We start from the raw sequence: 23,627 nt of genomic DNA on the forward strand, positions 1-23,627 counted from the left end.
TGGCGGTTCTTCAACTGGGCGCGGGGTGCCGGGCAGTGGGATAGTGCTGTGGTAACCGGCGCCCGGTCCTGAGCGTCACGGAGTTTCGAAGGGCGACGATGCGTACCTTGACTTTCGTCATTGGGACGGGGCGTAGCGGCTCGACTGCACTGTCCCGCATCCTCAACGCCCACCCGGACGTATTGAGCCTCAACGAGTTCATGGCTTCTGTGGGCGACGCCGCCTTCCCCGAAGGGAAGTTGACCGGTGAAGACTTCTGGCAGGCGCTCTTCCGGCCCGCACCGCACTTCGAGCGGATGATTCGTAGCGGACTGCCGCTGCCGGAGTTCCTCTACACACGCCGACCCGGGAGATACGCGGCGGAGACCACCGGCATTCCTGCGCTCTCCCTGATGGTGTTGCCTCATCTCACCGACGACCCGGACGGTCTCCTCGACGAGCTCCACACAGCGGTGATCCAGTGGCCCGAGCGCACTGCGGCCGAGCACCACCAGGCGTTGTTCAGCCTGCTCTGCGCGCGGTTCGGACGGACCGCAGTCGTAGAGCGCTCCGGTTACTCCACGGGCTGGGCACCTGGGCTACGGGCCGCTTTCCCGCAAGCGAGGTTCGTGCACATGTTCAGAGACGGACCGGACTGCGCCCTCTCCATGAGCCGTCATCCCGGATACCGCACGATCTCCCTGCTGCGCGAGATCAAGGCACGAGCCGGAGTCGACAGTTTCGCCGATCTGACCGACGAGCATGTGCGTGCGCTGCCTGTGGACCTGTCGCCACTGCTCGACGAGCGCTTCGATCCTTCCCTCGTGCGCGACCGCGACGTCCCCCTGCGGACGTTCGGCACCCTGTGGTCCGAACTCGTCACCGAGGGAGCGGAGTTCCTCAGCCGGCTGCCCGCCGACCAGCGCACCACACTTGCCTACGAGGACCTGCTCGACGATCCTGCCGCAGAGCTGACCCGCCTGGCCGAATTCGTCGGCGTCACCCCCCTCCCGCAGTGGCTGCTCACCGGATCCGCACTTCTCGACCACAGTCGACGCGGCTCCGCCCGGAAGCTGCCGGCCGCTGAACTCGACGAACTGCGGGAGAGCTGCGCCTCGGGCACCCGAATTCTGGAGCGGCGACAGACCCTCAACCGCTGCTGACCGGCTGTGTTGGTTGGCCCGGATGCCGTTTGTCGATGGCTCCGGGCGTCGCGGGTTCGTCTGCGACGAGTCGTCCGATGGCGGGTGCCGGGGTGATGGCCGAGTGCATGAGGCGACGTAGAGGGATCGATCTCGTGACACGTATCCAATGACCGGTCCCTGAGCGGGAATCGGGCGTCTGTCAATGCGACAGCCCAGCAAGCGACGACGGTCGCTTCCGCGGAAGGCAGGCCAGAGACACGGCAACGGGCGGATCGGCCGGCAACAGCTCGCACATCTTCGGGATCGGGCGGGTCGGGGGTGGGGCTCAAGCATTGGGAAGCCTGTGGTCGGCTGCGGGTTTCCCTCCTCGCCCCCTGGTGGCTGAGGAGATGGGGGCTTGTGCGGCACGGCGGTCAGGGCCGTGCCGCACAAGCGGTCAGTGGCCGATGCGTGCCATCTCGCTCTGGGCCGTGCGGTCGGATCCGGTGCGCAGGACCCCGGCGGCGACAGCGGTGGTCACACACATCAGGGTCAGCAGGACGAAGGCGTGGTTGAGGGCGACGAGGTGGGTCAGCCATCCGATGACGGCGGGACCGGCGAGCATGCCGACGTAGCCGAGTCCGGCGACGCGGGAGACGTTGGTGCCGGCGGCTGCGGGGTCGGCGTGCCCTGCCGCGCTGAACAGCTGCGGGACACAGCCGGACAGGCCCAGCCCGAACAGCGCCCAGCCCGCGAACGCGGCCCACATCCACGGGCCCAGAGCCACGAGCGTGATACCGACGGCGGCCGTGGCCGCACCGTAGCGCAGGATCGCCATGGAACCGAAGCGGGCGACGAAGCGGTCGGCCAGCAGCCGGCCGATGGTCATGGCCGCCGCGAAGGTGCCATACGCGAAGGCGGCGGTGCTGGCCGGCGCACCGAGGACGTCCTTCAGGTGCAGAGCGCTCCAGTCGTTGGCCGCGCCCTCGCACAGCATGACCATCAGCGCCAGGACGGCGAGGATCCAGATCCGCCCTGCGGTGCTGCGGCGCGTGACGGCGGGTGACGCTTCCGTCTCCTCCACGGATCCGGTGCTCTCGGCGGCGGGAGTAGCCGGCATCAGGGCACGTGCCGAGGCCAGGGCGATCACGATGCCCACAGCTCCCACGGCGGCCATGCTTGTGACCGTGTTCAGACCGGCGCTCGTGGCACCCGCTCCGACGAGCGAGGCGAGGACGCCGCCGACGGAGAACGTGGCATGGAAGCCCGACATGACGGGCCGACCGTACGCCTTCTCCACGTGCACGGCGTGGGCGTTCATGCTCACGTCCAGGCAGCCGTTGCAGAACCCGAAGACCAGCAGGGAGCCCGCCAGCGTCCACGGATCCCGGGCGAGACCAGGCAGTGCCAGGGCCGCGCCGCACAGCATCCCGCTGGCCGGTACCACGATGCGCGCACCGAGGCGGTCGGTCAGCGGGCCGGCCACCTGCATCCCGACGAAGGCCCCGAGCCCGAGCAGCACCAGCAAGCCGCCCAGCGTGGCGTGGCTGATGCCCACCCGCTCCTCGACGGCAGGGATGTGCACCACCCAGGCGCCCATCAGGGTGCCGCACAGGACGAAATAGACATAGGTCGCCACACGGGCGGCTCGAAGCGAACGTTCCATGCAACTCACCGTAACGAACATCTCTGATGTTCGAAAGTCGCGAGAATGAACAGCTTGCTCGTTCGTTTTCTGGTGGTGTTCAATCGCGGTATGAGCAACGCAGACCGGCACGGACTGATCGCCAAGGCCGTCAGGGACTCGGGCGGCGCCACGGTCCAGGAACTCGCCGAGCTGACCGGCGCCTCGGAGATGACCATCCGGCGCGACCTCGACACCCTGGCCGCCCAGGGCGTCCTCGAACGCGTCCGAGGCGGGGCACGCACCCTGCTGCTCAGGGGCGAGGAGCCCCCGTTCGCGCTACGAGCCCACGAGGCGGTCGATGCCAAACGCCGGATCGCGGCCGAGATCTCCGCACTCATCGCCGACGGCGAGAGCATCCTGCTGGACAGTGGCACCACCTGCCTGGAGATCGCCCGCCTCCTGCGCGATCGGCCCGTCACCGTGATGCCCCTGTCCCTGCAGGCCATCCACCTGCTCGGTGAGGCACCCGGCTCGGCCACACTGGTCGTGCCCGGGGGACAGCCCCGCGCCGCCGAGGGCGCGCTCACCGGCCCCCTCACCCTCGCCTCCCTGGCAGCCCTGCGCTTCGACACCGCCGTCATCGGCTGCTGCGGACTGAGCGCGGCCGACGGCCTGACCGCCTACGACCTCGACGACGCCGCGGTGAAGAAGGCGAGCATCGCCTCCGCCCGCCGCACCATCGTCGCCACGGACGGTGGCAAACTCGGCCGCACCGCCTACGCCTACGTCGGCCCCTCCACCCTCCTGCACACCCTCGTCACCGACACCACCGCACCCGCCGACGAGGTGGCCGCGCTCGAAGGCGCCGGCACCATCGTCAAAACCGCCTGACCGCTCGGCCGTGCGGGGGCACCACACCCGCGCGCAACGGCCGTCCTCGCGGGCAGCCGCCTGCGCACCCTGGGAAGCCGACCGCGCCGGGGCCCGCGTGCTCGCCTCCACCTCCTCGGCACCCGGCTCGCCGCCATCGGAGTCCTGGGCGGGGAAACGCCGCCCGCCGTCGTTGCCCAGGCCCTGGGCTACACCTTCCAGCGGGCCGAGGACCACATGGTGCGAGGCTTCCGTCACTGTCGACGGCACGGCTTCGACGCTGCCGGCGCGATCGGATTCGTTCTCCCTGGGTACCGTACGAACGTGCCCACTTCCGCGGAGCTGCGCCGGATGCGCCGGATTCAACGCTGGATGGGGATCATCCTGCCGATGGTGGTCCGGCGTGTGATCAACGGCCGTGAACCGCAGCCAGGTTGGCTGCCTCGCCGTTGGCTGACCGTGGTGTCGGGTGACATCGACCTCGACGCGGGCATCGGCGCGGTCTGGCTGGTGTGGCGCCCTAAGGCCGCGAAAGCCGAGACGCACGACGCGCTCATGGAACTCTGCGGTGAGGAGTGGCAGTACATGGGCGGTGGCAGCAGTTCAGATGGCGACCTGCCGGTGGGAAGGCCATCAGCGGGCCAGCCCGGGCAGGTCGGCATGATCGAGCTCAGCGGCGGCGCAGGCGCTCTGAGCCGTGCCTACCGCCTGGGGCATCCGCATCCCCGTCCGCACTCCATCGGGACGGCACCCTGGGTCGGATCCGACAAGCTCCAGGTAGCGGCGGAGGTGGACCATCTCCTGCTCGGCGAGCGACGGGTCGAGGTGCCCGCGCACGGCAGCCTCATCCTCGTCTGGAAGTCCCCGTCCACAGGCCGTGGGGGAGTGCGACCGGTCATCGTGGCCGTGGGGCGCGACGGCTCGGAACTCTCCAGGCTCGGCCCTCACGACAGCATGGACAGCTATACCTGGGCGCAGTTGAGCGGCCAGTAGGAGCCGAAAGCTGCGGACTGTCAACACGAGCAGCGCCAGAACCCCGTACGTCCTGCCGGAGGTGCTGTGCATCGGCATCCACCACCCCGACTTCCGTCACCCGCCCCCACAGTTCATGTGTCTCGGTGTCCAGCACGCAGCCCACGTCGGGCTGCAGGGCGCGAACGACAGCGGCCCGCTTCGGCGCCGGCTGAGCGGCTCACCAACTCCCGGGTGAGGCCCGAGGATGAGCGGTTTCGAACCAAGCGGGTTGGTGTCTCAGAGATCGCTGGGCGCTCTGTCCGAGGAGGAGGAAGAGGTGCTCGGTCGCCGCGTGATCAGCCTGGAGCAGTGCCTGGAGGCGCTGGCCGAGGAGACGGCGCCCGGTGTGGCAGTGGTGTCGCAAAGGAAGCCGGTGGGCCGCGCCGGGCGGTGCCTCGGCGGGACGACGCGGCCGGGGCTGACGTGTTGTCGGTCGGACATCAGGCGTTGATGGCCGCTGCCGTGGCGGCGGGAGGCGACGGGCTGGCCTGCCCGGCGGGCACCGGTGGGCTGGGTGCCGCTGGCGCCGTCTGACATCGTCGCTGCGGCGGACGATGTCGAGGGCGAGTCCATGCTGGGTGGTCCTGTCGGTGAGCAGGTGCCGCTTGTGCCCGTTCATCTTCTTCCTGGCGTCGAAACCCCGCGAGACATGGGTGACGGTGGCGTTCGCCTTCATCGACTGAGAGCCGACAACCCCCGCGCTCGGCTCCGGGCTGCGGCCCTCATCCCGGCGGACGGCCTCGCGCAGACGTACATGGGTCAAAGAGGGCCGCATGCCGGTCTACGGCACTCAGATCGCCGGCGTGAATGACACAGACCCTCACATCCGCGCGCGAGTCGTCCCGTCATCGGTGCGGCACGGGTACGCCTGCGGAGCGGAGTTTGGTCTCGGTGAGCGCGGTCAGCCGGGCCGCGACCGGTGCCTGGTCCTCGCGGTGGTTGTTGATCAGCTTGTACTGGGCCGAAGCCCTGCCCCATGCCTGGAGGCTGGCGTGATCACCCAGCAGGGCGGGGTTGGCGAGGTAGTGGTCGGCCATGGCGGTCGCGAGTTCTTCGATCCTCGGGTCGTCCGGTTCCCAGGTCTCGGCCTCCCAGCCGCGCTTGGTCAGGTCGATGTACTCGGGGTCGTCGAGGCCGTGTTCGAGCTGGTTCAGGAAGCCGTCGAAGCCTTCCGGCACCAGGGCCCGTGCCAGTACCAGGGCCTCGCGTTGCGCGGCCACGTATTCGGGGCTGAAGCCGAGGCCGGGCATCCGGTCCAGGACCGCGCAGGCACGGTCGGGCAGCAGGGCCCGGTCGCCGTCGGCGAGCCGGTGCAGCGTGTCGCGGCGGGCGACCAGCTCATCGATGCGTTCGGTGAGCTGCCGCTCGACGTCGGCGAGCGCGGCGCCGAACTGTGCGGCCTCGGCGTCGAGCATGGGCCCGATCTCGGCCAGCGGCACGCCCGCGGCGGCCAACGTCCGTACCTGCACCAACTGCAGAAGCTCGTCTGACCCGTACCGCCGATAGCCGGAGCTGTCACGTTCCGGCTCCGCGACCAGGCCGAGCTTGTGGTAGTGCCGCACCGTCTTCACCGTGACGCCGACGAAGGCCGCCGCCTGCCCGATCGTGACTCCGTTCCTCATCGGCCCATCCTGCCGCAGAGCACCTCGTCGACGAAACGCTGTTGGGCGGTCTGGAAGGCCGATGCTATCGACAGGTCGGCGTCGTCCACCCAGGTCAGCCCGGCGGTCAGGGTCTTGCTGCCGTCGGAGGTGCTGTACATCAGCGCCGCCGAGCCCATGGTGGCGCCGTTGTGGTGGAAGACGGTGCCGCACTTCGTTTCCTGCGCGAACACTCCCAGGCCGTAGCCGACGGTCGCCTCCGGCGTGCGCATATCGGCCAGCAGCTCGGCCGGCAGCAGCTTGCCGCCCATCAATGCGGAGAAGTACGTGTGCAGGTCCCGAGTGGTCGAGATCATGTCACCACCGGCTCCGACCCAGGACGGGTTCTGACGGGTGACATCGACCGTCCGCTCATGTCCAGCGTCCTCGTAGCGGTAGTAGCCGTGGTTGTGCGGCTCGGGGATCTCCGGCGAGGCGCCCGGCGCCACGGTGCCGGTCATCCCCAGCGGCCCCAGCACCAGCCGCTGCAACTCCTCGGCGAACGAACGGCCGGTGACCTTCTCGACCACCAACCGGGCCAGAACGTAGTTGGTGTTCGCGTAGCTCCAGCCCGTGCCCGGCGCGAACCGCGCCGGCCTGGACAACGACAGCCGTACCAGTTCTTCGGGCAGGTAGGTCTTGAACCGGTTGTCCACCCACTTCTTGCCCTGCCAGGGCACCCCCAGCACGATCGTCCCGTCCTCGTAGAGTTCGCCGGTGTGGTTGAAGATCCCGCTGGTGTGCTGCAGCAGCATCCGCACAGTGACCCGCCGGTCGAGACCGAACTCGGGCAAGTAGTCGTCGGCGGGGGTGTCCAGGCCGATCCTTCCCTCGGCCACCAGCAAGAGCACCGAGGTGGCGACGAAATTCTTGGTGCTGCTGCCGATGCGGAAGTGCCCGTTCGTCAGCGGCTTGGTGCTCTGACCCAGCTCGCACACACCGGCGCTGCCGACCCACTCGCCCTGCTCGTCGTTCACCCGGAGCTGTACCCCGACGAAACCGGACTCGACCACTTCCTCGAGCGTCCGCTGCAGCTCCGGACGGTCCTGCCCCCGGCCGGAAAGGTTCGTAGACATGTTGCTCCTTCACATCGGTTGTGCCCGGAGCGGCGTCGTGCCGCTGCGACGAGCCTCCACCCTGCCCCGAGGTCAACCTCAACTGTGATCCAACCCACAGTCCCTACCGGTCGGCACGGATGCCGGAAAGAACGCCCACTCCGGATCCTGGCTGCCCGCCTCGCGCGGGCTTCTCCGCTCGCCATACGCTCGACCAGCGGAGAGCGTCGTCGCGGACCGAACGCGGGGGCGCCCTGCGGCAGTCGGCGACGCGAACATCTCCGGCGCTCTCGTCGCCTACCCAAAACGCCTAGGAGTTGGAGAAGGCTGAGCCCGCCGCCCAGGACGAAGGCTCGCGGGCGCTCGCCGTCCAGCGGCCCCACTAGCCCAGTGATGCGGTCGCCGCGTGCAGGTCCTTCAGGGCGGTCAGTACATGGGGGGCGAGTACGTCGGTGTCGTCGAGGTCGCCTTCTGAGGTGTTCGTCGCGCACCAACTGGTCATGCCGGGCGTTCCCGCGGCCGGAGCCTGATGCCCTGCCTTGGCGCGCCGCTTGGCCGCGGCTTGCTGCACCGCCTTGGCCCGGACCTTTGCGGGCAGGTCCTCGAACTTGACGGGTGCGCCGAAGCACGCCTGGCCGCCGTCCTTGTCGACCGACCCGCACTGTTCCTTGGCCGCAGGCGCCGCACGCATCGGGCTGCGGGTGACGGGCGCCCCGAGCGGGCGGGTGATCTTCCCCGTGATCACCTGATCCGTCTGGTCCGGGTTCGGAGCCGTGGAGTCCGGGTCCGGCAGTGTGAGGTCAATGGCGTGGTCCCCACCGGTATCGCCGGATCCGTTCCCGGTGAACGTCACGGACACCGCCTGCGATGCGCCGCCGTCGTTGGCGGTGCGCACGTTGAGTGTGTGGTCGTTCGCGGTGGGCGCCGCCGGAGCGGTGGGCGCGGCCGGAGCGGTGGGCGCGGCCGCGCGCAGTCCGGTGTCGATGGTCACCGATGTCTTGCCCGCGGCATCGATACGCTTCCACGCGGCGGCGTCGAGCTGCCACTCCACCCACTTCGCCGTGTGCCCGGCAGGGAGACCGACGGTGAACTCGCCCGGTTTGCCGTTGCTCTTGACGCCGGTCGGCTGAGCGGGCTTGGCCGCGGCGGGGGAGTCGATGGTGAACGCGGCCCACGGCGACCAGTCGGTCTCGTACAGACGAGCACGCCGTACTCGTTGTCGTTGGTCAGTTTGACCCGGCTCTTCGGCTTGCCATTGGCGTCGGTGGTCCACACCTCGAAGGTGAGATTGCTCGTGTCGCCGTCGGGGTCGGTGACCGTGTTACGCGGGGACGGTCATCTCAGCCGACTGTATGGACGGCGGTCGGCAGTTTGGTCGGCTCGACGTCGATTCCCAGGACAGGGGTGTTGCGGCAGGTGTAGTCCGTGGCGGGCCTGCCGAAGCCGCTTTCCAGCTTTCCGCCGAGCTGTGACAGGCACTCGCCGAGGGCCTCCTGCCCGTAGGCGTTGGGGTGCAGTGCCTCTTGCTGATCGCCTTGGGAGAGCCAGAGAAGATCCGAGGACAAGAGGTACGGGATCCAGCGGACCCACTCCGCGTACTGAACGGGCAGTGGATCGGCCAGCGTGTCGCTCGCGCTTGCCTGGTCAGCCCGGTTGCTGCACAGTTCGTGGCCCTCGAACGCAGGACCGAGGTCGAAGAACCTGGCGCCCACGGTCGCGGCGGCGTTTCTGAGTTCTCGCGTCAGGCCTCCCACGAGCGTCTGGCGGGCCCAGTCGGTGTCCGCGTCGTAGAAGGGGCAGCCGCCGTCGGAGTAGCGCGGGCCGCTCTCCTTGTAGCGGTAGTCCGTGCTGCGGGGGAGCGGGGCGGGGTAGGACTGCACCACCAGGTTGTAGTCCTTGGGCTGGTAACCGGCCGTCTGCATGGTCTGCTGGACGGCACGCAGAGCGGTGACGACCTGCTGCCGGACGGTCACGAGGTCCTTGTCCACATCCGGCCAGACACCCCTGCAGCCCGCGAGCCGCAATACGTACCGCTTGACGCAGGACCGGACGATGTCGCTGAACTTGAGATCGTTTCCGCCGATCGACACGACGATCATCTTGACCTGGTACCTCTTCGCGATGTCCGCGAGCTGGTTGGTCTGTGCGTCTTCACCTTTGTCGGCGTACGGGTGGGTGATTTCGTTCGTGGTGGCCCCGGAGCAGGCGAGATTGAAACGGCGCCATGGTGGGACTCGGGGGTAGCCGTCGGTGTCGGTCATGTTGATCGGGGCGACGTCCGAGCGGTCGCACTTGGTGCCGCCGGGGGCGTAGGAGGTGGGGCCGTAGACCGTGTCGAGGTCGTGGTCGCACTCGTCCTCGCTCTTGGAGCAGTTGTCGGCGGCGCGGTCTGTGCCCCACGCCGAGCCGTGCGCCCCGGTGTCGGCGTTGCCTGCCCACCGTCCCGCCTCGCCGGAGATGTAGCTGTCGCCCAGCGACACGATGGCCGGGTTCTTCGGCGGTACGCACGCGGCCCGGCGGGCCTTCAGGATTGCGTCGATGGGGTCGCAGCGGAACTCGTGTCCGTCAGGGGCGGCACTGGTCCAGAAGCCGACGGGGTAGTGGTCGGAGGCGTCCAGGTAGGTGAGACGGAATCCGGTGTACTGGTTGTCGGTCACCCCATTGGAGATCATGTAATCGAACTCGTCCTTCGGGCTTTTCACCGGATACGTGAAGAGTCCCGATCGCACGATCTGCAGGTCCGGGTTGTCCGCGAGAAGTGGGTCGAGTGAGTCGGGCGTGCGGTTGAAGTCGCCCATGGCTGCCCAGTGGCTGCCCGCATCAGCTGAAATCTTGCTGATCAGGTTGGGCACGTCGTTGCGCTGACTGGCGCGGCTCGGTCTGTTCTGCGCGTGGAGGGTATAGAACCAGGTCCCGTCCGCGAGCAGGATGCCGAGGGCGGGCTTGGCCGCGTTGTTCACCGGGCCGCCGGGCACGACCGGCTGAGGGGGGATGACCTGGACCGCTCGCACCGCGTCGGTCGGTTGATTGACGACGATGGCCAGGGACCGGTTCCTGCGCGTCGGTGTCTTGACCCTGTAGATGATGCAGGGGCTCGACTGCGGTTCGCCCGGTGGCCGGCAGTTCACCCACCGATAGCGCTCGACGGTGAAGCCGTGCGCCAGCGTCGTCAGCCGATGTACATACGCACCGTCCGCCAGTTCTGCATCCGGAGGCACTGCGTCAGGGACTTCCTGAAGAGCCAGGACGTCGACCTGTTTGGCCGCCGAGTAGACGCCCTGCTGCCAGCGGTCCGGAGCGCCTTGCATGTTGAACGTTCCGGCCCGGTGCCGGTCTGCCTGGGCTTGGGCAGTACCCGGGAACACCACCGCCTGCAGCAGGCTTGTCACCGTGATGAGGACCAGCAAAACGGGCAGGAGAAGTCGTCGGGTTTGCACCGGTGCGCGAAAGGCCGTCATTGCCTTTGTGCCCTCTCCGGGAGCCCTGCGCTCCCGCTGTGATCGAACCTGAGGCGGCTGTGGAGCACCGCACCGGAAGCAGCGAGAAATTGAGGCATGAAGCTCAAGGAGCACGCTGCAGTCACGCGAACCGCCAACTGTCCAAAGGCCTGTAACGGAGCGTCACCGGATTGCAACAGTAGATCAGAGCGGAATGAACTGGTCGATGACACGGGAATTTGGGAACGATTCTGCTAGGCAAGGGAGCCTGGTCGGGTGATCCCGGGCGGGTGGATGGATGGATGGGTGAATGGGTGGACGGGTGCATGAGGGCGGGCCTTTTGTGCAACACGAGGGCTGTTGACACCAACTCGTAAAATTGCAGGCCTTGTTGATGCAGCGGTACGCGGTTTTGTCCTTCGCGTTCAGCTCGGTGCCGTCGGCATGTGATTACCTCCCGCTCCGGATCGGGAACGCAGTCGATCGTCCGGAGAGGATACGGAGGTACCCGTCGGTCATCCCCGATGCTTCGCATGGGCCGGACTTGGTCATCATGTCCGTCAGGCCGCCAAGGGGGCTGCCGGCGCTCTGGCCGCCACCGCTGCCGAGGGAGCCGAGCAGCGTGCCGAGGACGCTGCCGGCCCCGCCGGAGACGGAGGTACCGCTGCCGCTTCCCGAGCCTTCGTAAAACCCGTTGGCGGGCCACGGCGACCACTGCTAATTTGTCGGAGGCCGTGCAAGAGAATGAGGAGGTGGTACCCGTGAACACAGTATCGACATGGGTGCTCCCCTCCGGGGTCACGGTCGGGCGATAGGTCGTCCGGGAGCGCCGTTCACGAGCACTCCCGAAAGGCACGACCATGCGATTCACTTCCGAACAGCGCCTCGACGACGGCGTCCTCGAGCGCGAATTCACCCTCGGCGAGATTCCCGGCACCCTGTGGACGCCTGAATCCGCCGCACCGGTCCCGCTGATCCTGATGGCCCACAACAACGGCCTGCCCAAGGGGGAATCCCGGCTGGTGGCCCGGGCCCGGCACACCGCGGCGTACGGCTACGCGGTGGCCGCCATCGACGCCCCGGGGTGCGGCGACCGGCCCCGTTCCGCCGCCGACGACCAGGCCCGCGCCGACCTCCGCCGGGCGATGCAGGCCGGCGAGCCGGTCGACGAGATCTTCGAGTCCTTCATCGGCCCGCTGGTCGAAAAGACGGTCCCGGAATGGCAGACCACCCTGGACGCCCTCCTTACGCTGCCCGAGATCGGCGGCCCGGTCGGGTACTCGGGGTGGACCGCCGTCGGCATTCGGCTGGCGGTGACCGAGCCGCGCATCGCGGCTGCCGGCTTCTTCGCCGGGGGTTACGTGCCCCTCGCCCAGCGCGAGGAGGCCCGGCAGATCACCATTCCGCTGCTGTTCCTGCTGCAGTGGGACGACGAGGGGAACCCCCGGCAGCGCGCCCTGGACCTGTTCGAGGCCTTCGGCACCAAGGAGAAGACACTGCACGCAAATATGGGCGGGCACGTCGGCACCCCGTGGTTCGAGGTGGACGACGGGAACCGGTTCTTCGGCCGGCACCTGAAGTGAGGCGGGGCCGGTAGGCCGGCCGCGGACGGTAGGCGGAGTCGGCCAGGATCACGTCCATGGAGGACGGGTCCCGGCCCTCCTCCATGGCGCTGGCCGGTGGACGTACGACTGCCCTGATCGCGCCGGTACCGGCCGTCGGGGATGTGTGCCACCGCGTCACACTTCCCTTCGTCCGTACGCTGAGAGGCCCCGGGGTCGCCCCCGGGGCCTCTCGGTGTGGGTGCGGGTGTTCCTCCCCGAGCCCCACCATGGTCACGGTCTCACACGGCGCCTAGCTCCAGGGAAAGGCTGCGTTCTGGTTGAGTGAGCCCACTGCCAGGCCGCCTGCGCAGGCGATCAGCCAGTCCGCCGCGGTCCACCGCGTGACCAAGTGGCGTACCGCGGCGCCTGCCTGTGCGGGAAGGACGCAGCCGGTCAGGACGATCGCCACGAGGTCCGTATGTGTGAGGTCCTGGTTGCGCGTCAGCGCGTATCCGGTCGCGGTGGCCATGGTGGCGAGGATCAGATTCCTCAGATCGACGCTGCCCAGTGAGGGGAGGCCGGCCCCACGCGCGTTGCGGACGGTGTAGACGACCAGTGCGGCGGCCTGGGCGACGATGGCCAAGAGTGCGACGAGCATGAGCGGTTCCTTTCAGAACTTGCAGGCCTTCTGGATCGCCGGGATGCCGAGCAGGGCCTTGATGGCCGCACGCTGCGGGGAGCTGAGCTTGCGGCGCTTGGCGTACGTCTGGATGAGCTTCGCGGTCTTCTTGACGCCGATCCGCTTCACCAGCCGCACCGCGGTGAGGACGCGCGCGGAGGATCCCACCGGGGTGAACATGGCGATGAATCCGGCAACCGTGGTGGCGCACCACAGGATCTTCTTGGTGGTGGACCACCAGGAGGGGTCGATGACGATGGGGAAGGCGCTGTCGGCGTCGAAGTCGACGTGCTGGACCAGCTTGTTGCCCACGACTTTGTAGCTGGTGGGGATGTCCTTGCCGTTGGCGTCCTTGGCCCAGGGGGCGGCGAAGAACCCGGCTGGCTCCTTCTGCGGCGCCTTGTCGGCGACGTCGTCGCCCTCGGAGTACAAGGACACCGACCCGTCGTCGTGGGTGACGGCCTTCATCCCCGCGGGGAGGGTGAAGCCGGTCTCGTAGTCGCGCGGCGCGGAGCTGTCCTTGAGGATGTTGAGTGTGCGCGAGCCGCCGTCGGTGGTGGGCTGCACCACGGTGTCGACCGGTCCGGGGGAGGTGTAGACGACGTTGCCGCCCACCTGGGTGCCCTCGGTGGTGGCCTGGGGGATGGTGAGCGTGGCGGGCATCTGGGCGTTCTTGATGTCGATGCCGTTGTTCTTGCCGTCCCAGGGAACCGCGACGGTGTTCTCCTCGGTGGTGGCGATCGAGGCGTACTTGGTGTCGGAGGCGGTGGCGGCCGTGATGTCCGCGGCGTCGGAGTGGAGATTGGCGAGCCCGAGGGCGTGTTCGGCGGCGGTGGGCTTCCAGGAGGTGTCCACGGTGAAGCGGACGGGGTCGGACCAGCCGTTGGCGTAGTGGGTGCCGTCGTAGGTGGTGGTGCGGAAGCTGTAGGTCCTGCCCGAGACCAGCTTGTCGGCGGGGACCTTCACGCTGGAGGTGCTGTTGGCCGGTACCGGAGCGGCGTTGAAGGTTGCGACGACCTTGTTCGTGGAGGTGTCGGTGATCTCGTAGGTTCCGGTGATCTGGTCCTCGCCGTTGGTGTCCACCGTGGAGAACCGGAGGGTCGGCGTGGTCGAGTTCACCTTGAAGATGCCGCCCTGGGACAGGAACGGTGTGCCGGCCTGGAGGTTCGTGCCGTTGTAGGGGCGGTAGTTGTAGGTGACTTCGAGGGTGGGGACCTGGGCCTGGTCGGGGGCCTCGGAGGAGTAGAACCGCTTCCATGCGTAGGTGTCGGACTCGTCCGCCGCCTTCAGCGCGATGGATCCTTCTTCGGCCTTCTCGGACGACCAGGTCTGTGCGAGCTTGGTGACGTCCGCGCTCGCCCATCCGGCGTTGGAGCACGAGGCGGACTTGGTCTCGGTGGAGGTGGCGATCTTCTCCTTCATCACCGGCTGCCTGGTCCAACGGGTGTTCTTGTCCGCGGGGTCCGCGGCCCACACCTCCCAGCCGCGCTTCTCGCACGACCAGGAGTGGTAGTTCCACATCTTCAGCGTCGCCTTGGACACCAAGGAGTCGGCGAAGTTCGCGGTGCGGAATGTCAGGAACGAGCGGGCGGTGCGCTTGGTGGAGCCTGAATGGTCGCCGGGCCAGCCGAGCTTGAGGTCGGTGTTCGAAGACTGGTCGGTGGTGTCACCGCCCTGCACGAAGGTGTCGAACAGGGTGTCCAGGGTGTCGGTGGCCGGGTCGATCGTCACCGGGTAGTGCGTCGCGGGATCGCTCAGCCACTTCGCGTCCGGGGTGAGGGTCAGCTCGACGGTGTTGCCGTGCTGGGCGACCTTCATCTCGATGGGCCTGGTGTTGGTGCGCTCCAGCGACTTCTTGTCCACCTTCGCGTCCCACATCACCGGCGCGGGCATCACTGCCCGCTCTTCGCCCTGGGCGTCGGTGAAGGACACGGACCCGTCGGTGTTCTGCCGGGCCGTCACCCCGTCGGGCACCGTCATGGGCAGCACCATCGGTGCCCCGTCCTCGGGCGCCTTGTTCAGCCGCAGGAACTGCTCGAACCCCGTCCGGGTGGCTTCCACGATCAAGTCGCCGCCGGGCACGGCGTCCTTGTAGGTGGCGACATTCCCGTCCAGGGCCGGGGCGGGCAGCCCGCCCTTCCACTGCACCGCCATCCGGTCTTTGCCGGTGCCGAGGGTGACGAGGTCGCGTGCCTGGGACGCCGGGGCCTTGGCCGCACCCTCGATCGACCGGGGCAGGGCGCCCCCCTTCCCGGCCAGCTGCAGCTGCTTGGGGTGCGCCTCGGCCGTGACCCCGCCGTCCTTCGCGGCCCTGAGGTCGACGTCGATGTCCACCCACCTTCCGTCACGGATCATGCGGATCGGGCCGGCGGCCATCTCCCGGGTGAGGGTGGCGTCGGGGTTGGCGTAGACGGTGTCGGTCTCGGTGCGCAGTTGCAGTACCTCGACCCTGCGGTCCTGTACTGCTGCGGCCGCCTGCGCGGCCTCGACGCTCTCGGCTTCCCTGATCGGATTGGCCTTGAACGTCGCCAGTTCCTTCCCCAGGCCCGACAACGCCTGCTCGAACTCGGCGGCTTCGCTGTCTTCGGTCGAGGGCTTGGCGATGGCGTGCGGTGTAGACGCCAGGACTGCGCCTACGGTCAGCACTGCTATGCCCGCGGTTCGGGCACGCCAGTTGTACTTCACGTGGTGACTCCAGGTTCAGGCATGGCGATCCGGCATCCCTGGTCAGGGAATGGAGGATCGCCGCGGCAACCTGCGCGCTGTGTGCAGCGCGAGGCGACCGCCTTCAAAGCAATGGTCTTGACCGGAACTTTACCTCACTTGACCAATGCTTGAGTAAATGGAGTGGGCGGAAGGTGGTGAAGGTGATGAATAGGACTTATCGCACTTGCGCTGTGCTGTCGGTCAACTCGGCCAACTCGCCCACGACGGCCGGGAGATGGGTGACGCAGTGTCGCGGTGTCGCGCTACGGGGGTCGGCACCCTTGCCACCACCGGCCCGCCTCCGCGCACCGGCATGCCCGCGATCCGCATCCACGGGCCGCGCCGCACCGCTCCCAGGTGCAGCAGCTCGGCGGTCAGCCGGACAGCGTGGTGGATGGCCTGCGTGCGCCGGAAGCTCTCCTCCGAGGACGCCTTTCGACAGCGGAGTCGGCCGAGTGCGTCACGGAAGGCGATGAGGAGGTCTTCCACGCGGGTGCTTGTGGGTGTCGGGTCGTTCTGAGAGGCAGTTCTTGTGGCGGCAGGCTGGGGTGGCTGGCTGTGGGCGCGGGGGCGTGAGCGCGGACGAGGACGACGAGGTGGGGAGCATTCACGGCCCGTCACCGCTGCTGGGCGGACTCGACAACGGTGACACCGCGTCCCTGCGCAACGACCGTGGCCGCATCATCGACGCCGGTCTCGTGTGCCGCGACCACGGCGGACGGCCCCAGCACTGAAGCCCGCTGACTTCCCGTAGATGACCGAGCCGGTCCCGGCGTGCCTCACCGAGCGCCGGGGCCGACTGGTCACAGTGCGGGTGCCTGAGGGAGCCTGCCACGAGCCGGTGATCTTTCCGTTGTTTCGGCCGCGAGGGTGGGAGCCTGGCTTCTACGGTCGATGCACCGGAACCAGCGGCGCAAGGAGGTGGGGGATGCGGGGCAGGAGGGCGTGGTTCGAGGCGCTTCGGGTGCTTCGGGAGCGTGAGCGGGACGCTGAGCAGGGCTGGGTGCTCTCCGGCGACCTGCTGCCGGACCATCAGCTGTCGGTCCAGGCCGCCGCGGGGGAGGGGCTGGCGGAGCTGGCCGATCGTGAGGTGCGGGCGGAGTTGTCCGCGTGGGAGCGGCGGCCGGTGCTGTGGGCGGCGCGTCTGTCGCCGTCCGGGCATGACGTGTTGACCTACATGGACGCCGGCCCTGCTCCGGCGACGCAGCACCAGGATCCGGCCGAGGGCGAGAGGCTCGTCGAGCTGCGCCCCGTGGAGATGGATGCCTTGCGTGTGTTCGTGAGGGTCGGGGCACAGTTGCGTGTGCCGCCGGCGGACGGTCTGGCGGATCGGGTGTGTACAGCGCACTTTGACAGGGCCGGCAACCGCTGGTCGCTTTGCTTGGACGCGGAACAGATCCAGTCGGTGGCCTATGCGCTTTATCTGCGCTCGATGGGCGGTTCCATCACGGAGGCGAACCGGTTCGCTCGCGAGTACGGGGTCGCCTTCCGGATGGACGTCGCCTCGGGAGGCCCGCGGCCGTTCCGCCTGCGTAGGCCCAGCCGCCCCTAGACGAGTGAGTCCGATGTCTTTGGGCGTATGTGATCAGATCATCTTGATCTCGGGGTCGACAGTCTGGTTGTGACAGAACGGATGAGTGCGGGTGAACACTCCTGTCGGGGCGCGGCGGCTTGCCGTCCAGGCTGAGCTGGTTCTGCCGTGCAGAGAGGCAGTACTGACGACGCTTGCCGGAGGGGTATCTGCATGCTGACGAGTGCGACCAGAGCCCACATCTTCTACTGGCCACCGCTGCCCTCGCTACTGCATCGTGACGGTGTGAGACCGCACGCCGAACGGAGGCGCAATGACCGAAGAGGCTCCAATCCGGGTAGGACTCCGCGTCGAGGATGTGACCGAAGCGGCCACGTTCTACCAGGGGCTCGGTTTCGAGCAGACCGGATCGATATCCAATCCCGACGGCCGGACGGTCATGGCGATCCTCAGACGCGGTGACCTCCAACTGCTCGTCGATGCCCTGGTCGGCATGCCGTTTCCCGACAGCGACCGTGACCGCATGACGAGAACCAGCCCTCGGGGCCTCGGTGTGGTCATCGGCATCGAGGTGACCGACGTCGACGCGACAGCGGACTACTGCCGCTTGTCCGGATGCCAGGTCACCACCGCGCCGGCCGACGCACCGTGGGGCGAACGGTACGCTGAATGCCTCGATCCGTACGACTACGCATGGAAGTTCTTCCAACCGCTCCCGGACCCGCCGCCGGACAGCCTGAGCGCCGCTCGCCACAGCTGGTTCGCCTGAACCGCACCTGAACCAGCCGTCCCCCCGGCCACATAACAGGGATGCGAGGGTGACGGCCGTCTGATAGGACTCGGCCGTCTTTTCGAGCGCCAGCAGGCCCAGGGACGGAGAGATGGCGCTGGGCTCGCCACACGGGTCGATGGCTTGCAGTCCATGGACGAGCGTACGACCGGCGACGGTGTCCCCACCTCTGCGGTATGGGGGCGGTCATCGACTCCTACCACGTGCGGGCGGCTCGGCGGGGCCCAATGGCAGCCCCAGCCCGGTCGACCGGGCACGGCCGGGCAGCAAGCACCGCATCCTCACCGACGGCCAGGGCATCCCATCCCGCTCGCGGTGTCGCAGACCGGCGGCAACCGCAACGACGTCCCCCAGTTGCTGCCGCCGCTGGACAAGGTCGCGGCCGTGGCCGGCGTCGTCGGCCGGCCCAGACGCCGGCCCGACATGCTGTTCGGCGTCTCTGTCAGGACCTCTAAGCGCAGTGTCTCCGGTGCTCCGGCCGGGCCGACGTCGATGGTGCTCGCCGGCCTTCACTGACCACCGTCATTTCCCGGCAGGCGGTCCACGCCCAAGCGGATGCTGTGGGCGGGCCGGAGGACTCGGCCCGCCCACCACGGGATCAGGCCGCCAGCGCTTCCCGGAGTGTTGAAGGCTTGAGCCCGAAGGTGTCACGGACATCGCTGTCGTCGACGAGGAACGGACGCTCGGACATGTAGCTCATCTCGGCGAACTCCCGCCACAGCGGATCGGTGAAGGACAGCAGCGCCATGTCCCGTTCGGTGAGCGGCTCCAACCGCGGTTCGGGCGCTCCATGGAGTTCGGCGAGGTCGGTCGCAGCCTGGCGCAGGGTCGTGGTGATGACCGGGGCGTGCCAGGCCCGTCCCCAGGCCCGCTCGTCGCCGCTGACCGCCACCAGTGCCGCTGCGACGTCCTCGGTGTAGGAAAACGAATGCGCCGCATCGGGGTTGCCATGGACGAGAGCCAGTTCACCCTCACGGATCCGAGGCGCGACCAGCAGCGTGAACGCTGAGACTGCGCCTGGGCCCAGGTATTGGCCGGCTCGCACTTCGGTGACCCGCAGCCGCCCTTCGTCGTGGGCGTCCTTGGCCTGCCGCCACAGCTCGGCCCTCACCCGGCCCTTTCGGGTGTGCGGAGCCATCGGGGTGCGCTCGGTGACCGGCCCGGTGGTCCGCTGATAGCCGTAGTGGTTGCCGAGCATCACGTAGTCGGCCCCGGCCCGCTCGGTCGCGGCGAGGATCGAAGCGAACAGCGGCGGCATGGTCTCTGGCCAGGTGTGGTAGGCGGTCATGGCGGCGTTGAAGACCGTGGTCGCTCCGGCCAGTATCTCAGCCAGCTCGTCAGTGCGGCCCGCGTCCAGGGCGATCTGTTCGATGCCGGGGTGGTCCGGGCCACTGCCACTGCGGGTGATGAGGCGGACCCGCTTGCCGCTCTCGGCCAGTTGCCTGGCGGTCGCGACCCCGGTCGCGCCCGCCCCGATGACGACTGATTCAGCCATGACGTTGTCTCCGTTGTCCCTCAGAAATGGAACGTTTCCCCGAAGAGGAATCGTGGTTCGCGGGGGCCCGACCGCTCGCCCAACTCTGCCGCGCGGACACAGGGTAGGGTCAGTGGCCTGAAAGCCATGAGGTCCAAGGATCCAGCCATGCATCGTGTCGCCGTCCTGGCCGTCCCTGCGGTCAAGCCGTTCGACCTGTCCATGCCGTCGACGCTGCTCGGCGCAGCCGAACTCGAGGGACGCCCCGGCTATGAGGTGACGGTGTGCACCGCCACGCCCGGTACAGTCGCGGCCTCCGGTGGCATCGACGTGGTGATCCGGCACGGTCTTCAGGCGGTCGCGACGGCGGACACGGTGATCGTCCCCTCAACCGCCAGCCGGCACGACGCCGAGCCGGCCGCACTGGACGCCTTGCGGGAGGCCGTCGCCGCGGGCAAGCGCGTAGCCTCGATCTGCAGTGGCGCCTTCGTCCTCGCCCAGGCCGGGCTCCTCGACGGCCGTGCTGCCACCACCCACTGGGCCCTGGCCGAGGAACTGCAGCGCGCCTTCCCTTCGGTGCGCGTGGACGCAGACCGGCTGTTCGCCGAGGACGGACCGATCGTCACCGGTGCGGGCTCGGCCGCCGGGATCGACCTGTGCCTGCACCTGATCAGCTCCGACTACGGCGCGACCGTGGCCAACGCGGCGGCCCGTACCGCTGTCGTCACCCCAGTGCGGCACGGCGGGCAGGCGCAGTTCGTGCAGACCCCGCTGCCGGCCAAGACCGACTCCTCATTGGACGCGGCCCGCATCTGGGCACTGCAGCATTTGGACCAGCCGATCTCCCTGCACGACCTGGCGGGTCAGGCCAGGGTCAGTGTGCGGACCCTGACCCGCCGCTTCACAGCCGAGACTGGTGTGACCCCGTTCCAATGGCTGCTCCAGCAGCGGCTGCTGAGGGCCCGCGAGCTGCTGGAGACCACCGATCTCACCGTCGACCACGTGGCCCGCCGCAGCGGCCTCGGCTCCGGTGAGTCGCTCCGCCAGCACCTGAGCCGCCAGATCGGCATGACCCCGGCCGCCTACCGAGGCGCCTTCACTCACCGCCGGAGTGTGAAGACTGGTCAGTGACTGCGTGTCTGGTCTCAAACGATCTGGCCCCGGCCCAAACCTTCGACCTTGAGCGACCAGGTCAGTTGAGACGTGAGCATGCCGAGGATCTCGATTGTTCAGCTCCTGGGTGACTGGGTGCCGCACGCTGTGTCAGCTGACCCGGTGCGGTCCCATGGCCCGACGGCACGGTTGACGACAGCCCTGGGCGGGAACTTTACCGCTACCTCACCACCTGTCAGGGCGATCCCGAAGCGATCGGAGCCATCACTGTGCGCGGCAGAGCAGTGCGATCCGGTGCGACCAGGTTGCCGTGGGTGGCCGCCCTGGCCGTTGTTGCGGTCGCGGGATGTGCGTCACCGAAGGTGTGCAACGGGCCGAATGAGCCCGCTCCGGATGTGCTGTTGGATGTCGCACCGTGGGCGGCTTCACATCAACAGGCCACCGTGCGGGCCTGCGTCAACGATCGGTGCCGGGCGATATCGGGTGCGTCTCCCTCCGCGCACTCCCTCTTTCTGCCGACACCGGCAGGGCCGGACGCCGGACGTACCGTCACGGTGACCGTCACGGCGGTCGAGAGCGACAAGCAGGTGCTCCGGGTGAGCAGACGCGTCCGGCCAGTGCAGCAGACGGAGGATGGGCCGTGCGGCAGGGTCACGTGGTGGCAGACCCCCATGACACTGACGGCTGCCGGAGAACTTCAGGTGCGCTCACGATGATGTGATCAGGACACGGCGGCCTCTGGCGTTCGGCGAACAAGATCATCTGGCACGAACTGGCGAATCCGTCCCGATCACTTGAGACAGAGACCAGATCGGCGGAGACGGGACAGGAGTCCTGTCGCAGTGAAGGCTGATGGCTCACCAGGTTGTCTCGCCGAAGGCTGACGCATGGGGCTAGATTTCCGGTGACGTCGACCAGGGCGTCGGTGAGGTCACCGTCGTCATCGCGGAACCACAGAAGGACGACATCGGCGACGCCGTCGTACTCGTGGTCGATCAGGTTCTGGCCGATGATCTCCTCGATGGCCTCTCGGAGGCCCAGGTCAACGTTGTCGTGGCCGATCTCCTGTACAACCTGGCCGGGCTGGACGCCCAGCCGGGCCGCAGGGTTGGTCCGCTCTTCCGTGGTCATCCCTGCCTCCGACATCACTGGACGCGTCCGCGTTCGCCCGAGCCGCCGGACAGGCCGGATGCCCTCGGCGGCCGGGCCTGGCCTGCCCCCAGCCGGTGGCCGCGCGCGAACAACGAGGGAGCGGAGTTGATGGCAGGGAAGCGGAAGACGAACCCAGCGGGCTCGCGGCGCTAGCCGCAGCGACGCAACCTCACTCCTATGGGCCTGAAGGCGGCAGCCAAGGAACCCCGTCTTCAATCGCGTCGGCCCCGCAACCCCAACGCCGTCATCGCACAGCTGGCCGAGCTGACCCGCCAGCACTGGCAAGGCACGACGCACGACGACTTCCACATGTACGCCGGCGAACTCCCCATCGTGGTCATCGGCATGACAATGCTCCACGCGTCGATGGGGGCCACCGCGCGCCGTTCGGGTCGGCAAGGACATATGTGGGGCGCGGCGATCTCACCGATGCCGAATGGGCCTGACTGGAGCGGCACTTGCCGTGGACCGGTGGTGTGACCTGCCCGCACGCTTCGGGTGGCTTCCCGGCACGCCGCCGGTGCAAGGCACCCCACCGTCCGCCCCCCTTGAAGATCATGAACATGCTATCTTCCTTGAGGTCAAGATCATCTGACTTGGCTTCAGATTGCTCATTCAGGAGAAACTGTGTCTTTCGCAGTACGGGGGAAGCGCACCATGGCACTGACCGGCCTCGCGGTCGCAGCGGCCATCGGTGGCGCGACGCTGGCCACGCCGGCCTACGCCGACGACGTCTACGGCCACTGCACCACGGACGGTGTCCGCATCCGCTCCAACCCGAGCACGTCGGGCGCGGTACTCGGCCTCTGCTACACCGGCGAGCGCTTGGCGCACCGCGACGTGTCCGGTGACGGTCAGTGGGACCTGGTCTACGACGTCGACAGCGGCGTCAGCGGATGGATGTCCCACGGCTACTTCAGCTGGTGACATGTCCCGCTGAGGTACCGATGAAGATCTAGAGAGACGGCCGCCCGCCCGTGTGGCAGAGCGGCCTCGTCGAGCCGGGATGCGGCTCGATACCGGAGGGTCCGGCACGCTCGGCAGCGTGCCGGACCCTCGCGGTCACGGCGCCGCCTACAGTCCGCCCACCCGGGCGGGGAACCGCTCCAGGGTGGCGTTGACGGTCTCTGGGCTGTCCGGGTCGGCGAAGTCGACCGGCTTTCGATAGCTGGTACTGGTCCCCGCAGGACGGGAATTGCGTGATTTTGGCGGCGAAGATCCGGCGCGGAGTCGGCCGAAGCGGTCGCCGCCGCGCAGGCCGCCGTCGACGTTCCTGAGGGGATCGGCATACGTGGTGCAGCGATGTCCGTGGCGCTGGGGGCATCTTCAGGGTTCCTCGGGGAAGGTGTCGCCGTACATCGGCAGGCCACTCACGGACTGCCCCCGGGAGACTTCCTCTTCGATCACGTCCCAGTGCTCCACCAGGACGCCGTCTTCGATGCGGAGGAAGTCGACGGCGATCCATGGGGCGGGCTGCCCGTGGCCCGTGAATCGCCCACGCACCATGACCATGTCCCGTTCCGCCATGATCAGCTCCCACTCGTGCTTCAGCTCCGCCGGGAGGCTTTTGACCAGGTTGAACAGGCCGTCCCGGCCGGGAGCGATATGGGCGCTGTGCTGGATGTAGTCGGGGGACCAGAAGCGTTCTGCGGCGGTGTAGTCCCGCTGGTTGAACAGGGTGTCGAAGGCCTCGCGGACGATGGCCTTGTTCCTGTCTTCGGTGGTGCTCATGGGTTGGTCACCTGCTGTTCGATGTGGGGAGGGAAGGTGCGGATGCTGGGGCGTCGGCGGGCGGCGGGGCGGGCGCGGACCCGCCGTGGCGGACCTTGTCCGGCGGCGTGGCGGTCACCACTGCGGGTTCGCGAAATCCAGCACGAGGCGTCCGCGGACGC

19 protein-coding genes and 2 pseudogenes are annotated in these 23,627 nt (G+C 68.3%); 11 read left to right on the forward strand and 10 right to left on the reverse strand.

Features of this window, described 5'->3' with window-relative positions; genetic code table 11:
- Nucleotides 1-98 precede the first annotated feature (98 nt).
- Entirely contained in the window at nucleotides 99-1,142 is a 1,044-nt protein-coding gene (locus AQI95_RS06335) for a sulfotransferase family protein (protein ID WP_067118550.1), read from the forward strand.
- 418 nt (nucleotides 1,143-1,560) lie between these two features.
- Here the strand turns inward: AQI95_RS06335 and AQI95_RS06340 are convergent, their stop codons facing one another.
- Entirely contained in the window at nucleotides 1,561-2,769 is a 1,209-nt protein-coding gene (locus tag AQI95_RS06340) for an MFS transporter (protein ID WP_244188654.1), read from the reverse strand.
- A gap of 90 nt (nucleotides 2,770-2,859) precedes the next feature.
- Here AQI95_RS06340 and AQI95_RS06345 point away from each other — a divergent pair, with 90 nt between their 5' ends.
- Nucleotides 2,860-3,621 carry a DeoR/GlpR family DNA-binding transcription regulator gene (locus tag AQI95_RS06345; RefSeq protein ID WP_067118860.1) on the forward strand — a complete coding sequence of 254 codons (762 nt, stop codon included), beginning with the start codon at nucleotides 2,860-2,862 and terminating at the stop codon, nucleotides 3,619-3,621.
- A gap of 303 nt (nucleotides 3,622-3,924) precedes the next feature.
- On the forward strand, nucleotides 3,925-4,593 hold the full coding sequence (locus AQI95_RS06350) for a hypothetical protein (protein WP_244188655.1): 669 nt from the start codon (nucleotides 3,925-3,927) through the stop codon (nucleotides 4,591-4,593).
- A gap of 866 nt (nucleotides 4,594-5,459) precedes the next feature.
- On the opposite strand, the gene AQI95_RS06360 is transcribed toward AQI95_RS06350, so the two are convergent.
- The 4 genes from AQI95_RS06360 to AQI95_RS44550 all read right to left on the reverse strand — a co-directional run bounded on the left by AQI95_RS06360 (nucleotide 5,460) and on the right by AQI95_RS44550 (nucleotide 10,617).
- The gene (locus AQI95_RS06360; protein ID WP_067118557.1) at nucleotides 5,460-6,236 is read right to left on the reverse strand and encodes a MerR family transcriptional regulator; all 777 of its coding nucleotides are present in this window, start codon (nucleotides 6,234-6,236) and stop codon (nucleotides 5,460-5,462) included.
- A complete protein-coding gene (locus tag AQI95_RS06365; RefSeq protein WP_067118560.1) occupies nucleotides 6,233-7,330 on the reverse strand; it encodes a serine hydrolase domain-containing protein in 1,098 nt (365 codons plus the stop codon). The genes AQI95_RS06360 and AQI95_RS06365 overlap by 4 nt, the downstream gene beginning before the upstream one ends.
- A gap of 361 nt (nucleotides 7,331-7,691) precedes the next feature.
- On the reverse strand, nucleotides 7,692-8,582 hold the full coding sequence (locus AQI95_RS48815) for a hypothetical protein (protein WP_067118564.1): 891 nt from the start codon (nucleotides 8,580-8,582) through the stop codon (nucleotides 7,692-7,694).
- A gap of 67 nt (nucleotides 8,583-8,649) precedes the next feature.
- Nucleotides 8,650-10,617, reverse strand: a complete 1,968-nt coding sequence (locus AQI95_RS44550; RefSeq protein ID WP_159056471.1) for a GDSL-type esterase/lipase family protein — start codon at nucleotides 10,615-10,617, stop codon at nucleotides 8,650-8,652.
- Between the two features lie 989 nt (nucleotides 10,618-11,606).
- Here AQI95_RS44550 and AQI95_RS06385 point away from each other — a divergent pair.
- Nucleotides 11,607-12,329 (forward strand): dienelactone hydrolase family protein, encoded by a 723-nt coding sequence (locus AQI95_RS06385; RefSeq protein WP_067118569.1) that lies wholly within the window; start codon nucleotides 11,607-11,609, stop codon nucleotides 12,327-12,329.
- Nucleotides 12,330-12,600: 271 nt separating this feature from the next.
- Here the strand turns inward: AQI95_RS06385 and AQI95_RS06390 are convergent, their stop codons facing one another.
- The gene (locus AQI95_RS06390; RefSeq protein ID WP_067118572.1) at nucleotides 12,601-12,948 is read right to left on the reverse strand and encodes a hypothetical protein; all 348 of its coding nucleotides are present in this window, start codon (nucleotides 12,946-12,948) and stop codon (nucleotides 12,601-12,603) included.
- Between the two features lie 12 nt (nucleotides 12,949-12,960).
- On the reverse strand, nucleotides 12,961-15,654 hold the full coding sequence (locus AQI95_RS06395) for a DNRLRE domain-containing protein (RefSeq protein ID WP_067118575.1): 2,694 nt from the start codon (nucleotides 15,652-15,654) through the stop codon (nucleotides 12,961-12,963).
- A gap of 593 nt (nucleotides 15,655-16,247) precedes the next feature.
- On the opposite strand from AQI95_RS06395, the gene AQI95_RS47225 reads away from it, so the two are divergent.
- The 4 genes and pseudogenes from AQI95_RS47225 to AQI95_RS48820 form a co-directional block, all read left to right on the forward strand.
- Complete coding sequence (locus AQI95_RS47225; RefSeq protein ID WP_159056472.1) at nucleotides 16,248-16,409, forward strand: hypothetical protein; 162 nt, start codon at nucleotides 16,248-16,250, stop codon at nucleotides 16,407-16,409.
- A 194-nt stretch (nucleotides 16,410-16,603) separates the two neighbouring features.
- A complete protein-coding gene (locus tag AQI95_RS46380; RefSeq protein WP_067118579.1) occupies nucleotides 16,604-17,227 on the forward strand; it encodes a DUF6417 family protein in 624 nt (207 codons plus the stop codon).
- Between the two features lie 292 nt (nucleotides 17,228-17,519).
- A complete protein-coding gene (locus AQI95_RS06405) occupies nucleotides 17,520-17,975 on the forward strand; it encodes a VOC family protein (protein WP_067118582.1) in 456 nt (151 codons plus the stop codon).
- Between the two features lie 220 nt (nucleotides 17,976-18,195).
- Nucleotides 18,196-18,428, forward strand: a pseudogene (locus tag AQI95_RS48820) (IS5/IS1182 family transposase); the annotation flags it as partial.
- Between the two features lie 166 nt (nucleotides 18,429-18,594).
- On the opposite strand, the gene AQI95_RS06415 reads toward AQI95_RS48820, so the two are convergent.
- Nucleotides 18,595-19,491: an NAD-dependent epimerase/dehydratase family protein gene (locus tag AQI95_RS06415; protein ID WP_067118585.1), complete on the reverse strand. Its 897-nt coding sequence runs from the start codon at nucleotides 19,489-19,491 to the stop codon at nucleotides 18,595-18,597.
- A 147-nt stretch (nucleotides 19,492-19,638) separates the two neighbouring features.
- Here AQI95_RS06415 and AQI95_RS06420 point away from each other — a divergent pair, with 147 nt between their 5' ends.
- Complete coding sequence (locus AQI95_RS06420) at nucleotides 19,639-20,601, forward strand: GlxA family transcriptional regulator (protein WP_067118586.1); 963 nt, start codon at nucleotides 19,639-19,641, stop codon at nucleotides 20,599-20,601.
- An 876-nt stretch (nucleotides 20,602-21,477) separates the two neighbouring features.
- On the opposite strand, the pseudogene AQI95_RS48825 reads toward AQI95_RS06420, so the two are convergent.
- Nucleotides 21,478-21,714 (reverse strand): annotated as a pseudogene (locus tag AQI95_RS48825) (DUF3052 family protein); the annotation flags it as partial.
- Nucleotides 21,715-21,912: 198 nt separating this feature from the next.
- On the opposite strand from AQI95_RS48825, the gene AQI95_RS47230 reads away from it, so the two are divergent.
- Both AQI95_RS47230 and AQI95_RS06430 read left to right on the forward strand, forming a co-directional pair.
- Nucleotides 21,913-22,215 carry a hypothetical protein gene (locus AQI95_RS47230; RefSeq protein WP_159056473.1) on the forward strand — a complete coding sequence of 101 codons (303 nt, stop codon included), beginning with the start codon at nucleotides 21,913-21,915 and terminating at the stop codon, nucleotides 22,213-22,215.
- A gap of 147 nt (nucleotides 22,216-22,362) precedes the next feature.
- On the forward strand, nucleotides 22,363-22,662 hold the full coding sequence (locus tag AQI95_RS06430; protein ID WP_159056474.1) for an SH3 domain-containing protein: 300 nt from the start codon (nucleotides 22,363-22,365) through the stop codon (nucleotides 22,660-22,662).
- Nucleotides 22,663-23,061: 399 nt separating this feature from the next.
- Here AQI95_RS06430 and AQI95_RS06435 read toward each other — a convergent pair whose 3' ends face one another.
- The gene (locus tag AQI95_RS06435; RefSeq protein WP_067118592.1) at nucleotides 23,062-23,466 is read right to left on the reverse strand and encodes a nuclear transport factor 2 family protein; all 405 of its coding nucleotides are present in this window, start codon (nucleotides 23,464-23,466) and stop codon (nucleotides 23,062-23,064) included.
- Nucleotides 23,467-23,627 lie beyond the last annotated feature (161 nt).

The organism is Streptomyces yokosukanensis (genome assembly GCF_001514035.1).
GTDB classification, from domain to species: Bacteria; Actinomycetota; Actinomycetes; order Streptomycetales; family Streptomycetaceae; genus Streptomyces; species Streptomyces yokosukanensis.

Coding starts and splice junctions, on each gene's coding strand:
- AQI95_RS06335 (WP_067118550.1), top strand. CDS start 99: ATGCGTACCTTGACTTTCGTCATTGGGACGGGGCGTAGCGGCTCGACT.
- AQI95_RS06340 (WP_244188654.1), bottom strand. CDS start 2,769: ATGGAACGTTCGCTTCGAGCCGCCCGTGTGGCGACCTATGTCTATTTC.
- AQI95_RS06345 (WP_067118860.1), top strand. CDS start 2,860: ATGAGCAACGCAGACCGGCACGGACTGATCGCCAAGGCCGTCAGGGAC.
- AQI95_RS06360 (WP_067118557.1), bottom strand. CDS start 6,236: ATGAGGAACGGAGTCACGATCGGGCAGGCGGCGGCCTTCGTCGGCGTC.
- AQI95_RS06365 (WP_067118560.1), bottom strand. CDS start 7,330: ATGTCTACGAACCTTTCCGGCCGGGGGCAGGACCGTCCGGAGCTGCAG.
- AQI95_RS44550 (WP_159056471.1), bottom strand. CDS start 10,617: ATGCAAGGCGCTCCGGACCGCTGGCAGCAGGGCGTCTACTCGGCGGCC.
- AQI95_RS06385 (WP_067118569.1), top strand. CDS start 11,607: ATGCGATTCACTTCCGAACAGCGCCTCGACGACGGCGTCCTCGAGCGC.
- AQI95_RS06390 (WP_067118572.1), bottom strand. CDS start 12,948: ATGCTCGTCGCACTCTTGGCCATCGTCGCCCAGGCCGCCGCACTGGTC.
- AQI95_RS46380 (WP_067118579.1), top strand. CDS start 16,604: ATGCGGGGCAGGAGGGCGTGGTTCGAGGCGCTTCGGGTGCTTCGGGAG.
- AQI95_RS06405 (WP_067118582.1), top strand. CDS start 17,520: ATGACCGAAGAGGCTCCAATCCGGGTAGGACTCCGCGTCGAGGATGTG.
- AQI95_RS06415 (WP_067118585.1), bottom strand. CDS start 19,491: ATGGCTGAATCAGTCGTCATCGGGGCGGGCGCGACCGGGGTCGCGACC.
- AQI95_RS06420 (WP_067118586.1), top strand. CDS start 19,639: ATGCATCGTGTCGCCGTCCTGGCCGTCCCTGCGGTCAAGCCGTTCGAC.
- AQI95_RS47230 (WP_159056473.1), top strand. CDS start 21,913: ATGGGCCTGAAGGCGGCAGCCAAGGAACCCCGTCTTCAATCGCGTCGG.
- AQI95_RS06435 (WP_067118592.1), bottom strand. CDS start 23,466: ATGAGCACCACCGAAGACAGGAACAAGGCCATCGTCCGCGAGGCCTTC.